Below are 13,821 nucleotides of genomic sequence, written 5' to 3' on the forward strand. Positions count from 1 at the left end.
TAGAAAGCTAGCTAGGTTTCCTATTTTGTTAGCCTAATATAATTTGTGTATGCGTTTACATGTTAGTATAAACACTGGTAACGTGTTCCTCAATGTCTTGAATTGTCATTTATAGGCTTGTATTTCACTAAATAGATCCATTACACTCTTGATTTTGTTATGTTTTGTTAGGTCGAGAGGGAGTTGCATGCAACTTCGGCGTTCCGGGTAACGTTTGAGTAAGAAGAAAACCGATTTAAGAGGGGGGATTTGTCATGACGCATCGAAAGAATGTGGCGCTGCTCGTTGCCGTCGCCGTCATTATCGTCGGTCTTGTTGGGTATTTGCTGCTGCATGCGTTTACTCGGGAGATCGATGAGACGGTCGTCTATGGCGTGAGCAGCGATGCCATCGAGTTCGATTGTACGGACGAAATGAATAAATGGAACCCCGGCGACCGAAACGATATGGCAATTGGATGCACGGCAAGAATTAGCGAAGACACGACCTTAGAGGACCTATCTGGAAACAAGTTGTCAATGGACGATTTTTCGCATGGCGATCGCATACGCATCGTGCTGGCAAGACCCTACAACATACGGGAAGGTCTCGGCTCGGTAAAAGCGAAGAAAGTGGTTCTGTTGTCTCGTGCCCAAAAGGACTGAATCCTTGCTGTCAACTAAAACGGGAGCCCGGCTCAATGCCGAAGCTCCCGTTTTATTGTATATAACCGCCGCTCTCCTTGCCCGTCACTTCGCCGGCAGCCGGAACACCAAGGCATCCGGCGCAGATGGCTTGATGCTGCCGCCCGACGGCTCCACGGTCAATACGATATGGCGCGCCTGGTCGAGCATGCGTCCGCGTACGTAGAGATGCGCCAGATTCGCTTCTTCGTGCCGGAGCACGCCGAGATTCTCCCGTCCGCGTTCGTTCTCCGCCCACGCGCGGACGTCCAGATCGGCGCTCGGCAGCAAGCCTTCGAGCAGCACGAACACCTCGCGGGAAGCGCCGTTGAACCACACGTAACCGTCGCCAAGCTCGTCGCCCGCGGCATGCACCCGAAGGCTCGCCGTCTGCGGGTTGTTCACCAGCACCATTGCGCGCGGCTCGTGCTCGGCCACGTATTCGGCTCGGCGCTCCTCCGGCTCGTGCATCGTCCGGAGGAGGCTCGCCAGACTGACGAACAGCACGGCGGCCGCCGCGGCGACGGTCAACGCCTTCCTGTGGGCGCGCGCCGCGTCCGCAACCCGCTTGCGGATCGCCGCCCGCCGGACATGACGCGCCAGCCGGAGCCGTACGGCAGCGGACGGCTCAAGCGCCGCGATCTTCTCGCCTTCGCCGGCAATTACCCCGGCCGCATCAGGGGTTTCCTCGTCCAACAGGTCCGTCCACTCGTCCGCCCTCGCGCGGCAATCGGCGCAGGCCGCCAAATGCCGGCGCATAATGAGCGCTTCGGCAGCCGTCTTCCGGTTCATCAGCAGGTCGACGAAGTCTTCTTCCGCGTACAGCCCGCTGCAAGTTTGTCGATGTCTTTCGATCGCGCTCATCGTCTCGCCCCCTTCGCCGACGCCCTCGGCTCGCTAGATCCGCCGCGCTTCTCCAACTGCTTGCGCAGATGATTCAGCCCGTATCTCACCCAAGACTTCACCGTGCCCAGCGGCACGTTCCACTGCGCGGACATCTCCCGCTGCGTGCTCTCGCCGAAATAACTGCCGACGACCGCCGTCCGCTGTGAATCCGGCAGCGCCCGCAGCGCCTCCATCAGCTCTTCTTTCTGCAGCCGCGTCAACACGACGTCCTCCGTCGGGGCGGCTTCCCCCGCTCTCTCCAGCTCCTCGATCTCCGCCTGGACGAGCCGCTGTCTGCGCCGCATCCGGTCGAGGCTTCGGCTGCGGGCCATGACGGCCAGCCATGCGGCGATCGATCCCCGTGCCGGATCATAGGCGCGGCCGCGCCTCAGCGCTTCCAGGAAGACGTCATGGCAGACGTCCTCCGCCTCCATCCGGTCGCCCGTCACGCGCAGCGCGATCTTCATCACGAGCGGGGCGAACCGTTCATAGAACGTCTCGAACGCGCAGGCCGAGCCGTCGCACATGGCCAGCAGCGTCTCGCGCATGTCATCGGTTGGACGGTCCATGCTCCTTCTTCTACCTCCTTGATTCATTGTCCGAAACTTGCTTCTCTTTTTCGTTTTACCAAAAAATCCGGCAAGTGAAAATATTTTTTTCGCGACCTAAATCCGCCGGCCGATCTCAAGCGTAACCCCTATGAATGCCGAGAGGCGAACAATGCTCAAGGAGGGATTCGCATGCGAGACGCATGCAGCAAACCAACGCTATCTAAATTTCTGATTGTCCTGCTAGGCCTCGTAATCGCGCTGGCGGGCGTAATTCCGCAGCAAGCGCAGGCCGCGGGAACGGTGGAATTGTATACGCCTTATCTGCAATTATCCGCGCCGCCGGGCGACGCGATCAGCTACTCGATCGAAGCGATCAACCGCGGCGAGTCGACGGCGATCGCCGATGTCGCGTTCGACGCCAAGGGCAACAAGTGGGACTATGAACTGACCGCAGGCGGACGCGCCATCGACCGTCTGGCCGTCAAGGGCGGCGAATCGCAGACGCTGAGCCTCATGCTCCACGTACCGCTCGAGATCAACAAAGGCGTCTACCGGTTCGAGGTCAAAGCGGGCGGCAGCACGCTGCCGCTCGCCGTCGTCGTCTCCGAGCAAGGCACGTTCCGCACGGAGCTTGAGACCGAACAGCCGAATATGAAGGGGCACAGCGATTCGACGTTCTCATATAGCGCGACGCTGCGCAACCGCACGGCAGAGAAACAGACTTATGCGTTGAATGCGCAAGCCGAACCGGGCTGGGACGTCACGTTCACCGACGGCGGCGCGAGCGTGACTTCGGTGGAGGTCGACCCCGGCGGCGAGAAATCGATCAGCATCAGCGTCAAGCCGCCGGAGACGGTTCAAGCCGGCACGTACAAAATCCCGGTCGCGGCCACGAACAACGCCAGCTCCGCCGAGACGACATTCGAGGCCGTCGTCACCGGCACGTACGCCTTGTCGCTTAGCACGCCGAACGACTTGCTCAGCACGGACGTGACGGCGGGGTCGGAGCGCAAGCTGGACTTGACGCTGGACAACACCGGCTCCGCGGAGCTTGCCAATGTCAGCCTGTCCGCCGAATCGCCGAGCGGCTGGGAGGTCACGTTCGAGCCGGCCACGGTCGAATCCATCAAGCCAGGCGAGACGGCGCGCGTCCAGGCGACGATCAAAGCGGATAAGAAGGCGCTCGCCGGGGATTACGTCGTGAACGTCACCGCGTCGGCGCCCGAGAAATCCGCCAGCGCCCAATTCCGCGTTGCGGTCGAAACGTCCGTGCTCTGGGGCTGGGTCGGCATTCTGATCATCATCGCGGTCGCGGCGGGCATCTATTACTTGTTCCGGAAATACGGGAGGCGGTAAGCATGGAAGCGACTCCTTGGACGGCATCCGCGTCGGCGGAGCCGATCATCGAGCTGAGCGGGCTGAAGAAGCGGTACGGCGAACAAATGGCCGTGAACGGGCTAGATCTGTCCATAGCGAAGGGCGAGATCTTCGGGCTGCTCGGCCCGAACGGAGCGGGCAAAACGACGACCATCCTCATGATGCTCGGCTTGACTGAGCCGACGGACGGCAGCGTGCGCGTCTGCGGACTAGACCCTGCGCGCAATCCGCTGACCGTGAAGCGCCGGGTCGGCTACATGCCCGACGATGTCGGCTTCTACGAGGACCGCACCGCATTCGATAACTTGATGTATACGGCACGGCTGAACCGGATTCCGCGCGAACAGGCGCATCGGCTCGCCGACCGCCTGCTCGCGCGCGTCGGGCTGGCGGAAGCCCGGGACAAGAAGGTCGGCGCCTTCTCGCGCGGCATGCGGCAGCGCCTCGGAATCGCCGACGTCCTCATCAAGCAGCCGGAGATCATTATCCTCGATGAACCGACCCTCGGGATCGACCCCGAAGGGGTGCGGGAGCTGCTGCGCCTGATCCGGGAGCTCAGCCGGCAAGACGGCCTGACCGTGCTGCTGTCTTCGCATCATTTGCACCAAGTGCAGCAAATTTGCGACCGCGTCGGCCTATTCGTGCGCGGAGAGCTGATCGCCCAAGGCGACGTTCCGTCGCTGGCCCGCCAGCTCGATCAAGACGGTACCGTGACGGTGGAGCTTGCGGTCGGCGGCTGGAACGATCGTCTGGCGCAGACGCTGGCTTCGCTGCCAGGCGTGAAGGAAGTCCGCACGGAGGATGCGGGCGAGACGGGCCCCGAGCAAGGCGCTGTTGATGCCGGGCAAGCAGCCGAGAGGGATGCCATGGATGCGGTCGGTACGACGCACGTCGCCTTGGTCTGCGACCGCGACGTCGCTTCGGAGGCGGCCGCCGCGATCGTGCAGGCCGGCGGCCGGCTGCTCGCCATGAAGCGCAGGCAGTATGGGCTCGACGATATTTACCATCGTTATTTCGAAGGAGGTGCGCGCGCATGAAGGAGACGGCAATCGGCGCCGGACGCTGGAGGTCCTGGGCGGCCGGCCTGCGCCGCGGCGTTGGCAAGGAGACGTCGCTGCCCGCTTCGTCCGGTACCCCTTCCCCGTTCTGGGTCATCGTGCAGAAGGAGTTCGGCGACCATATGCGCAGCTGGCGGTTCGGCATCTTAATCGGCATCATCACGCTGGCGTGCATCGGCTCGATCTATACCGCGGTCACCGCGCTGCAATCCGGCGTCGAGGCACAGGCGACGGATACGGAGTTTCTGTTCCTGCAAATGTTCACCGCCTCCGACGGCAGCCTGCCGACGTTCGCGACGTTCGTCACGTTCCTCGGGCCGCTCATGGGCATCGCGCTCGGCTTCGACGCGGTGAACGCCGAACGGAACAAAGGGACGCTCGGCCGTCTGCTCTCGCAGCCCGTCTACCGGGACGACTTCATCCTGGCGAAATTCACGGCCTCGCTGCTGCTCATCGCGGTCGTCCTGTACGCGCTCGGCTTCCTCGTCATGGGGCTTGGGCTGCTGACGATCGGCTACCCGCCGACGCCGGAGGAATTCATTCGGGTCGTGCTCTTCCTGTTCGTGGCCGTCGTCTACGTCGGCTTCTGGCTGAACCTGTCGATTCTGTTCTCGATCCGGTTCCGCCAGGCCGCGACTTCCGCGCTCTCGGGCATCGCGCTATGGCTGTTCTTCTCGATCTTCTACGGCATGATCGTCGGCTTGATCGAGAAGGCGACGGCGCCCGCCGAGAATTCGGCGCTCTCGATTCTCATCCGCCATGCCGAGCAGATGCTGCTGCTGAACCGGCTGTCGCCGTCGTTCCTGTTCACGGAGCTGACGACGACGCTGCTCACGCCGGGCGTGCGTTCCTTAGGTCCGCTCACGACCGCCCAGGTCGTCGGCGCGATCGCAAGCCCGCTCCCGCTCGGCCAGAGCATCCTGCTCTGCTGGCCGCAGCTGGTCGGTCTACTCGCGGCGACGATGATCTGCTTCGGGATTTCCTACGCGCTGTTCATGCGCCAAGAAATCCGCTCGCGCGCTTGATGCGCGCAGCGAAACAAGGCTGCCGGCGACGGCAGCCTTGTTGCTTTTCAAGCTCGGAGCCATTCTGGCGCTTATTACGCCCCGACCGCCTGAGCTTGAATATATTCGACGACGTCGTCCAGCGACTGGAACCGGCCGACGCTGAGCTGGTCCTCGGGGAACTCGATGTCGAAGGCGTCTTCCACCGCGACGAGAAACTGCAGAAACGTGAACGAGTTCAGCTCCCGGTTGACGAAGATGATCGTATGGCTCGTCTCGTAGTCGAGCTCCTGTTTCAGCACCTCGCAGACAATGCGCAATATTTCCGTTTTGATCTGGTCGATGGACATAAATGACCTCCCGGTAGATGGCTTTGCTAACTACTCCGTACCGCTGCGGGCACGATATCCCTCCTTCGCTCCGGCCGATTCTTTTCCAATTTGAATTGTTATTGCTTCAACCTGCCAAATTATCGTGCAACTCTAACAATAGGAGAAAATTCTACCTTTGAGAAGGGGGAAACTTCGCCTATGCAATGTCTGCGCATGCAATCAAGGCGCAGCTGGAGCTTACATGCTTTCATCTAGCTAACAGCCATGGTAGGATGTAGAAAACTTCGCGCAAGGAGGTATTTCCATGCCCTCGCAGCCGCTCGACCTTCCCCGCATTCTACGGCTTTTCCCCTGCTTCGGCACGGTGCCCGACGACGACTGGCGGGAAGCCGAAATCGCCCGGTTGAGCCCGGATACGACGCTCGCGATTCGCGAAGGTCATATTTTCCGGCACGCGGCGTTCGTCCTAAGCGGGTGGGTGCGCGTCTATAAAATCAGCCCGGCGGGCCGCGAAATTACGCTGTACCGCTTGACCGGCGGCCAATGCTGCGTCCTCATGCTGGCCAGCATCCTCGGCGACCTGGAATACGAAGCGTCGATCGCGATCGAGTCCGATACAGAGGTGCTGCTCCTGCCGGTGGACACGTTCCGAAGCTGGACCGCCGCCTGCGCGCCGGTTCGCCGGTACGTCTACGGTCAATTCGTCGAGCGGATGGCGAACGTGACGCGGCTGCTTGAGCAGATCGCGTTCGAGCCTGTGCCCTGCCGGCTGGCGGGCCTGCTGCTTGCAAGCGCGGCCGACCGCGCTTGCTTGCCCGTCACCCACGAAGGGCTCGCGATCGAGCTGGGCACCGCGCGCGAGGTCGTCAGCCGGACGCTAAAGAACTTCGCCGCCCGAGGCGCCGTATCGCTGAGCAGAGGCAGCATTACGATCCTGGATCGCGCCCAGCTGGCCGCGATTCGGGATCGCTCAAGGTGACATTGTCACGGAACCGACCGCCGTCTCCTCCTATAATGGCTCTAGCAGCATCAAACCAAGCCGATAGGAGAGAACCATCATGTCCCCTTATTACGACCGCTCGAATTTAAGCCGTATTCCCGACCTGGTGAAGCTGGCGCAGCCCGCGGCGGAGGCTTACCTTGCCTTCGAGCAGGAAGCCTATGCGGAATCCGGGGTGCTGCCCGTTCGGACCAAAGAGCTCATCGCCGTGGCCGTCGCGCATGTCACCGGCTGTCCGTACTGCATCGACGTCCATGTAAAGAAGTTCAAGACCCTCGGCGGCACGCGGGAAGAAATCATGCAGGCGCTCCTGGTCGCCGCGTCCACGCGGGCGGGCGCGGTGCTGAGCCATGGGACGCATGCTCTCCTTGCTTACGAGGAGAGCGAGCGAGCTGCCGAGGCAGCAAGCGACCGGCAAGAAGCGCCGGTTCCGGCCGCCGATGGACCCGAATGTTTCTGCTAGAAACGCCTTGCGCGTAGGCGACGCGAGACAAGCAGCCAGGTTGAGACGGTTTGCACAGTCCGATTGCAGCGCCTGCCGTTCCATGCCAAAAAGCTCTTCCTTCATCGCAAAGGAAGAGCTTTTGGCTATATTGGTCGAGATTCCACGCGAGCAATCATTACGCCACCCGCGGTTATTTCAAGAAATCTCCCGTCCACACCCCGTCTACCAATACCCCTTGATGCCCCGCTCCATCCGCACAAGCGCCTCCAGGTAGTAATAGTCGCCCCAAATCATATAGTCGTCCGGCGCCCGGTCCCCGCGGACGTGGTAGGAGCCATGCTGGAGCAGCCCTTCCGCGCCCGGGATCGACCTCGTCGAGTAGTTCTCGACGAGCGATGTCATCATCGCGTGCAGCGCCTCCGTCAGCTCGGCACGGTCCGGGTCATCCGCCGGCAGCAGCTCGAGCAGCTCGAGAATGCCGCAAGCCGTGATCGCCGACGCCGAGCTGTCGCGCGGCGTGCCGTCTTCGATCGCCACGTCGAAATCCCAATACGCGACATGATCCTCCGGCAGATGCGCGATGAAATACTTGGCCAGCCGCTTGGACGCGTCCAAGTAAGCGGCATCGCCCGTATACCGGTAGCTGAGCGCGAACCCGTATACGCCCCACGATTGGCCGCGCGTCCACGTCGAGCCGTCCTGGTAGCCTTGGTGCGTACCGCCGCGAATCGCCCCGCCCGTTTCTTGGTCGAAATAGAACGTATGGTAGCTCGAGCCGTCGCCGCGCAAGAGGAAACGCAAGCTTTTCTGCACATGCTTCAAGGCAATGTCGTAGTACGTCCGATCCCCGGTCTGCTCATACGCCCAATAGAGCAGCGGCACATTCATCAGGCAGTCGATGATGATCCGCCCGCCGTTCTCCGGATCGCCTTCCTTGCCCCACGCCTGCAGCGCGCCGTACTTCGGCCGGTAGCGGAGCAGCAGTTTGTCCGCCGCCGCAAGCGCCAGCTGACGCGCCTCCTCGCTGCCCGTAACCCGCCACTGCGCGACCGCCGAGAGCGAGTATAGGAAGCCGATGTCATGATGGTCGAGCACGATATGATGGTCCAGCCGGTGCCGGTAATTCGCGAGCTGCTCCTCGGCCACGGCCTTGAGGAACGGGTCTCCGCCGTATTCGTACCCCAGCCACATCATGCCGGTATAGAATCCTTCGATCCAATCGTCGTTGCCGCCCCACTCGTACTTCTGTCCTTCCGTAATATGGGGGAAGAGCCCCGGGTGATTGCGAATATTGCCGCGCAGCGTGTCCAGCGCCGCTTCGATCGCTTCCTGCCACATGCCGTTCGGCTCGCGGCCGGGTTGGGAAGCGAGCTCGAGCTCCACTACCGTATCTCGCGCATCCGGCAGCTCGTAGGTCGCGTGTACCGGCAGGGCGAAATTAACGAACGCGTCGTTCGGGAAGAGTTCGGCATTCCACGGCCGCGCCATGTGCAGCTCCGAGCCGTCAGCCAGCAGTCGCGCCTGCTTGATTCGACCCTCCAGCCCTTGCAGCAGGACGGCCCCGATGCTTGGCTCGAACAGGTGCGCGTACAGCTTGTTCCCCCGGCGGGTGTAGCGGCCCCACTCGGGCTTCTCCAGATCGGCGGCGCCGCAGCCGTAGACGCTCTCGCCGTTACGCTCCATCCACGCGCCGACCTCCCGGAGAATGGCGAGCGACTCATCCGGGATCCTTCCTTTCGCGTCGGGACCGACGTTCAACAGCAGGTTGCCGTTCTTGCTGACGCATTCGACCAGCTTGCGGATGACCGTCGTAGCCGATTTGTACGCGCTGTCCGCCGGCGCGTAGCCCCAATTATTATTCAGCGTGATGCAGGCTTCCCATGGAATCGGCTGTCCGCCGTTGCTGATTATCCCCGCAGGCGGCACGATTTGCTCCGGCGAGGCGAAGTCGCCCGCATAGACGAGCGGTTCATCGGTATAGATGCTGCTCTGGCGCTCGCCGTTCACTTCCAGCCGGTTGTCGATCAGCATGTCCGGCTGCAGCTCGCGGATCATGTTCATCAGCTCCGTCGCCCGCCATTTCTCGCCGGACAGCTCGTCGTAAGAGAAATCGAACCACATGACGTCCAGCTTGCCGTACCCGGTAAGCAGCTCTCGGATTTGAGCGTGCATGTAATCGAGGTAGCGGTCGAAATGCTTCGGGTCGCGCGCGTAAGCCGGGTCGTCGCGCATCGGATGGTGCTTGTCTCCGTACGCCGGATAGTCGGGATGATGCCAGTCGAGCAGCGAATAATACAAGCCGACCTTGAGGCCTTCCGCGCGGAACGCCTCGACGAACTCGCGCACGAGATCGCGCCCTGCCGGCGTGCTCGTCGCCTTGTAGTCCGTCAGCGCGCTATCGAACAGACAGAACCCGTCATGATGCTTCGCGGTCAGCACCGCGTATTTCATCCCCGCTTGCTTCGCTGCCCTGGCCCATGCGGCCGGGTCGTAGCCCGTCGGATCGAATTGCTCGAAGTACGGCTGGTACGCCTCGACCGGCATGCGCTCGAAGCTGCGCACCCACTCGCCCCGGGCGGGTATCGCGTACAATCCCCAGTGGATAAACATCCCGAATCTCGCCTCGCGAAACCACGCCGTGCGCGCCTCGCGTTCTTCTACTACCGAATGCGCCTTCATTGGAACCTCTCCATTTCATGAACGAATTGTTTGCTATCATTATAGGGAGAGGTGCTCGAATAGCGGAATAACCAAAACGAACTTCCGCGTGCACATTCTTTACCTTTTGTCTTTGCGCGGGGGATCGATGGACGCGCCGCGTCCGCCATGGCTTCGTTATGAAAAAATCCAGCGGACCACATGGCCCGCTGGACGTCCCGCTTCTTGTCGTCATTGCGCCGCACCTTATCCGTGCTAGCTCCCGGCAATCCAATCCCGCAGCTTATTCGCCTGCTCCGCCGGGATCGCATAGCCTTGGTCCGTATTCTCCAAGTCGACCAGCATCCCGTTCATGCCGCGATCGGTCCCCAGCGTGATGTGGTAGCGCTTCGTCGTCTGATTCCGGTAGACCAGATTCATATCGTATTGCGCCATGTCATTGATGGGACCGGCCATGGACTCCGCGCTCCGAATCGCCTGGACGAACGCATGGATGGCCTCCGGCGCGTCGGCCTGCCAATCGGTACAGCCGGGATTCGGCAGGCCTTCATGACATAACAACTCGACGAGCGCAATCTCGCCCTCCCGCAAATCCTGATTCCCCGGCGCTGCCGGCGGACCGTACTTGCGGTTCCAGCTGGCGACCCATTCCTCGTAGGACAGCCCCGTTACCTCCTCCAGCGTTCGGCCGTCGACGGAAAAAGGCGCGCCGATCCGCATTTCGCTGCCCTCGTTAACCGGGAACGACGTGCCGCCGATGACCTTGCCTTCGGACATGAGCACGACCAGTTGAATATGCGAGCGGTACTTGTCTACGAGCGGATGATCGTTCACGGTGAACCCGTATTCCTTGACTTCCTTCCCGATATAAGCATCCGGCGGCACGAGCTGCACGCCCCACGTCTGCATGTTCATCGCGGACTCCAAGCCGCTCCCGTACAGCTTCTCTCGTGTCAGCACGTATTGGTTCAGCAAGCCTTCTCTGGATATAACCGCGTAACGATGACCTTCTATATACGTCTCCGCCGTCCGCTCGTCGCCCGCGGCGCCGTCCGCGCAGCCCGCGATGAACAGCGCCAGCGCCCCAATGATCACGCGAATCGTCCGATTTCGAATCATCTTGCTCCCCCCTTACTGATTGCTCCGCACCCTCTCATCGCCATGCTTATTCGCTTGAAGCTCACCGCCCTCTCCTTGTCGAACGCCATTACTAGACTTATTTTACCAAAACTTACTTTGAAGAGATTCTATTTTTTGAGACGACGGTTACGCGCGAGATCGAAGCCGATGCATGGCGACCGCTAAGGCAAACAAAAAAACCGCCCTTGCAGGCGGCTCGCGGTCTTGAGTTATGTAGGGCTGGCGCTGAAATCGCGGCCGAGCGTCACGACTTCTTCTTCGTCGCTTGCTCGATGTTCTCGGCTACCCGGTAGCGTACGATGGCACGCACGAGATCAAGCGGAAGCGGCTGATCGAGCGGAAACTGAACCGATCCTTTGGCCCCCTGGTATACCGATAGCTCCTCCTGGAATGCCGCGATCCCGCTCGGCGTCGGATAGAACCCGATATGATTCGCGAAGGCCGCGAAATGAACCAGGTTGCCATGCAGCTCGAACGTCGGCATCCGGTAGCTGATCTTCTCCGTCGCATCCGGCGCGGCCTCCTTGATGACGTTCCGAAGCGCCTGCAGTCGCTCCCGAATGTCGGGCGCGAAGCCGGCGATATACGCGTCGATCGTATCGGGCGCGTGCTTGATTTCTTCCATTCACTCACTCCTTGTCCCGTACCTAGGCCATAGCCGATCAATGAAGGTTCCGATCGGACTCCTTGGTCTCCAATAACCGCTGGAGCGAAATATGAATCGCTCTGAGGTACGCAATAATCGAAATAATGCCGATCACGATGACAAAGCCGAGAAATTCCATTCCCTTCTCCCCTCCCGCTTCCGTTGTTTCATGGTCCCCACAACAGCGTGCCGAAAAACATATACAGCCAAAAGGTGAAAAAAGCGAGGATATTCAAGCAAATAAGGAGGAGATCCTTGGCGGAGTCCGATCGCTTGTTCGCGAGACTGGCGGCCGCGATGCCGATCGGCGGCAGGATGAACGTGGCCAACATGCCGAACCCGTCATAAGACTGCCGATGCGTGACATAGAGACCGTCAACGACAAACGCGGCGATCGCTGTTGCGGCGAGACCGATCGCGATGAACCGTAACGTTCTTAAGCTCATGTTAGGGTCTCTCCTCCTCCCTTTTGTTGCTAATCCGCTCATCATGCATGCCAATAACTGCATAATGCGTTTTGCCGCTAAGCATACTAAACCTGGTAAATGTTGAAGAAAAATTCGAATGTCATGCCAAGGAGGGCTCATCATGCTAACTCGCCTCTACATTTTATTTACCGCGCTAATGGCTTCGCTGCTAACGCTGATTGATACCCTGCTCTAATCCATGCGCCAACGGCAGTCGCGAGCGCAATCGCGCTACTTCAGCATGCCCCGCAGCCGTTCGACAGCCTGATCGACGCGCTCATCCTTCTGAATTCCTTCCGCGCCATAGAAAATAAACACGTTCCCTACCTCATAGCGGTCATGATCTTCAACGCTGGCCGCCGCCGTATTGGCTTCAAACTCCAAGACAGCCTTGCCTACTTCCTTGGCCGATCTCAAGATATACACGCTGACCAACTGATCCCCGTTCACGGAGAATCCTTCGGGCGTCACGCCTTGAAGCGTCATGCGAAAGATACTCTTCGGCGCCAGCTCCGGCGATCGGGTTAGCGGAATGCCTTGAGACGCAAAGCTTTCTTCGACCTGCTTCAGCGTCGGCAAACCCGGCTGCTCGCTGCACCCGGTCAATAAGATACCGAGTCCGAGCAGCAGAGCGATCATCGTTCTCATGCGCTCCCTCCTTCACGTTCCAGACGGCCGAAACGGTGGGGATGTTGCGGAGCATTTCGACGATCGGATCGTCCCGCATGCTATGCTCCTTTCCTTACAAATAAGGCACTGCCCACTGCACCCAATAGGCCGCCGGCAGGAACAGCGCCTGCGCGAGCAGCGTGCCGCCCAATCGCGACAGCATGAGCGCGCCGTACAGCTGGTTGACCGAAGCGAGCGCGGCCTCCTGGCGCAGCGCCCGATCCGTCATCAACGCTACATGCGGATCGATCAGCACCGTCAGCAGAATCGTCGCCAGTCCGTTGATCAAGCCCGACGATTGCGAAATGCCGATGCTATAGGGACCCGGCAGCGAAGACGCATACAACGCCGCGAGCACGCCCACGGTGTAAATCGCCGTGACGAAGCCGTTCAGCAGCATGAGGCGCAGCGGGTAGCCGCCCTTGCGGAAGCGCCGCACCATGGCCAGCCGTGGTCTGCGGATATGATGTACGCTATGCCGGATCGCATCGGCGCGCATGAGGCTCCGCGCCATCCCGGGTACAGAACCGGCTTTCTCCAGATGGGCGATCAGCCGGGCCGATAGCTGCACGAACGTCGGAAACAGCGCGATCGCGACCAGCGTGCCGGCCGACGCGCCCCCAATAATGAACCGGAAGCTCCCGGCCAGATCGAAATCTCCGTGGGTCTTCGCAAAATCCACGATCTTCCCCGTCATTGTCCCCTGCGCAATATTCGAAGTACGTGCGACTAACACGATCATCCCCGTCAGCGACAGCGCGATCGCCAGCTTCCCCGTGCGAATGCCGGCCATGCGGACCGCATATGAGAGCGTCTCCGCCGCATGGATGGTCAGCGTCAGCAGCGCGATGCCGATCAGCCTTTCCGTCATGATGCATCCTCCCTTATTCACCGTCAATATTCAACATCAGCATATCGAACGTTGTC

At 60.7% G+C, this 13,821-nt stretch carries 16 protein-coding genes and 1 pseudogene; 6 read left to right on the forward strand and 11 right to left on the reverse strand.

Annotated elements, in window-relative coordinates:
- The first annotated feature begins 254 nt into the window (after window positions 1-254).
- On the forward strand, window positions 255-644 hold the full coding sequence (locus tag ACFSKT_RS21885; RefSeq protein ID WP_377716540.1) for a hypothetical protein: 390 nt from the start codon (window positions 255-257) through the stop codon (window positions 642-644).
- 84 nt (window positions 645-728) lie between these two features.
- On the opposite strand, the gene ACFSKT_RS21890 is transcribed toward ACFSKT_RS21885, so the two are convergent.
- Window positions 729-1,526 carry an anti-sigma factor domain-containing protein gene (locus tag ACFSKT_RS21890; protein ID WP_377716538.1) on the reverse strand — a complete coding sequence of 266 codons (798 nt, stop codon included), beginning with the start codon at window positions 1,524-1,526 and terminating at the stop codon, window positions 729-731.
- Complete coding sequence (locus tag ACFSKT_RS21895) at window positions 1,523-2,116, reverse strand: RNA polymerase sigma factor (RefSeq protein ID WP_377716536.1); 594 nt, start codon at window positions 2,114-2,116, stop codon at window positions 1,523-1,525. Before ACFSKT_RS21895 ends, ACFSKT_RS21890 begins: the two co-directional genes overlap by 4 nt.
- A 171-nt stretch (window positions 2,117-2,287) precedes the next feature.
- Here ACFSKT_RS21895 and ACFSKT_RS21900 point away from each other — a divergent pair, with 171 nt between their 5' ends.
- The 3 genes from ACFSKT_RS21900 to ACFSKT_RS21910 are packed head-to-tail and all read left to right on the forward strand — an operon-like array spanning window position 2,288 to window position 5,558.
- Complete coding sequence (locus ACFSKT_RS21900; protein WP_377716534.1) at window positions 2,288-3,454, forward strand: COG1470 family protein; 1,167 nt, start codon at window positions 2,288-2,290, stop codon at window positions 3,452-3,454.
- 2 nt (window positions 3,455-3,456) lie between these two features.
- Window positions 3,457-4,512: an ABC transporter ATP-binding protein gene (locus tag ACFSKT_RS21905; RefSeq protein WP_377716532.1), complete on the forward strand. Its 1,056-nt coding sequence runs from the start codon at window positions 3,457-3,459 to the stop codon at window positions 4,510-4,512.
- Entirely contained in the window at window positions 4,509-5,558 is a 1,050-nt protein-coding gene (locus tag ACFSKT_RS21910; RefSeq protein WP_377716530.1) for an ABC transporter permease, read from the forward strand. The genes ACFSKT_RS21905 and ACFSKT_RS21910 overlap by 4 nt, the downstream gene beginning before the upstream one ends.
- Before the next feature lie 74 nt (window positions 5,559-5,632).
- On the opposite strand, the gene ACFSKT_RS21915 is transcribed toward ACFSKT_RS21910, so the two are convergent.
- Entirely contained in the window at window positions 5,633-5,887 is a 255-nt protein-coding gene (locus tag ACFSKT_RS21915; RefSeq protein WP_377716528.1) for an acyl carrier protein, read from the reverse strand.
- 286 nt (window positions 5,888-6,173) lie between these two features.
- Here ACFSKT_RS21915 and ACFSKT_RS21920 point away from each other — a divergent pair, with 286 nt between their 5' ends.
- Both ACFSKT_RS21920 and ACFSKT_RS21925 read left to right on the forward strand, forming a co-directional pair.
- Window positions 6,174-6,848, forward strand: a complete 675-nt coding sequence (locus ACFSKT_RS21920; protein ID WP_377716526.1) for a Crp/Fnr family transcriptional regulator — start codon at window positions 6,174-6,176, stop codon at window positions 6,846-6,848.
- 79 nt (window positions 6,849-6,927) lie between these two features.
- Window positions 6,928-7,332 carry a carboxymuconolactone decarboxylase family protein gene (locus ACFSKT_RS21925; protein ID WP_377716524.1) on the forward strand — a complete coding sequence of 135 codons (405 nt, stop codon included), beginning with the start codon at window positions 6,928-6,930 and terminating at the stop codon, window positions 7,330-7,332.
- Window positions 7,333-7,536: 204 nt separating this feature from the next.
- Here ACFSKT_RS21925 and ACFSKT_RS21930 read toward each other — a convergent pair whose 3' ends face one another.
- The 8 genes and pseudogenes from ACFSKT_RS21930 to ACFSKT_RS21965 all read right to left on the reverse strand — a co-directional run bounded on the left by ACFSKT_RS21930 (window position 7,537) and on the right by ACFSKT_RS21965 (window position 13,765).
- Window positions 7,537-8,652, reverse strand: a complete 1,116-nt coding sequence (locus tag ACFSKT_RS21930) for a glycoside hydrolase family 88 protein (RefSeq protein WP_377716638.1) — start codon at window positions 8,650-8,652, stop codon at window positions 7,537-7,539.
- A gap of 21 nt (window positions 8,653-8,673) precedes the next feature.
- A pseudogene (locus ACFSKT_RS21935) lies at window positions 8,674-9,993 on the reverse strand (alpha-L-fucosidase); the annotation flags it as partial.
- Between the two features lie 234 nt (window positions 9,994-10,227).
- Window positions 10,228-11,091, reverse strand: a complete 864-nt coding sequence (locus ACFSKT_RS21940; protein ID WP_377716522.1) for a hypothetical protein — start codon at window positions 11,089-11,091, stop codon at window positions 10,228-10,230.
- Window positions 11,092-11,356: 265 nt separating this feature from the next.
- Window positions 11,357-11,737 (reverse strand): iron chaperone, encoded by a 381-nt coding sequence (locus tag ACFSKT_RS21945; RefSeq protein WP_377716521.1) that lies wholly within the window; start codon window positions 11,735-11,737, stop codon window positions 11,357-11,359.
- A gap of 37 nt (window positions 11,738-11,774) precedes the next feature.
- A complete protein-coding gene (locus tag ACFSKT_RS21950; RefSeq protein WP_377716519.1) occupies window positions 11,775-11,897 on the reverse strand; it encodes a hypothetical protein in 123 nt (40 codons plus the stop codon).
- A 28-nt stretch (window positions 11,898-11,925) separates the two neighbouring features.
- Window positions 11,926-12,204, reverse strand: a complete 279-nt coding sequence (locus ACFSKT_RS21955; RefSeq protein ID WP_377716518.1) for a hypothetical protein — start codon at window positions 12,202-12,204, stop codon at window positions 11,926-11,928.
- A gap of 252 nt (window positions 12,205-12,456) precedes the next feature.
- The gene (locus ACFSKT_RS21960; RefSeq protein WP_377716517.1) at window positions 12,457-12,873 is read right to left on the reverse strand and encodes a hypothetical protein; all 417 of its coding nucleotides are present in this window, start codon (window positions 12,871-12,873) and stop codon (window positions 12,457-12,459) included.
- A gap of 94 nt (window positions 12,874-12,967) precedes the next feature.
- Window positions 12,968-13,765 (reverse strand): lipid II flippase Amj family protein, encoded by a 798-nt coding sequence (locus tag ACFSKT_RS21965; protein WP_377716515.1) that lies wholly within the window; start codon window positions 13,763-13,765, stop codon window positions 12,968-12,970.
- Window positions 13,766-13,821 lie beyond the last annotated feature (56 nt).

It is taken from the genome of Paenibacillus xanthanilyticus, from assembly GCF_042682185.1.
GTDB lineage: Bacteria > Bacillota > Bacilli > Paenibacillales > Paenibacillaceae > Paenibacillus_Z > Paenibacillus_Z xanthanilyticus.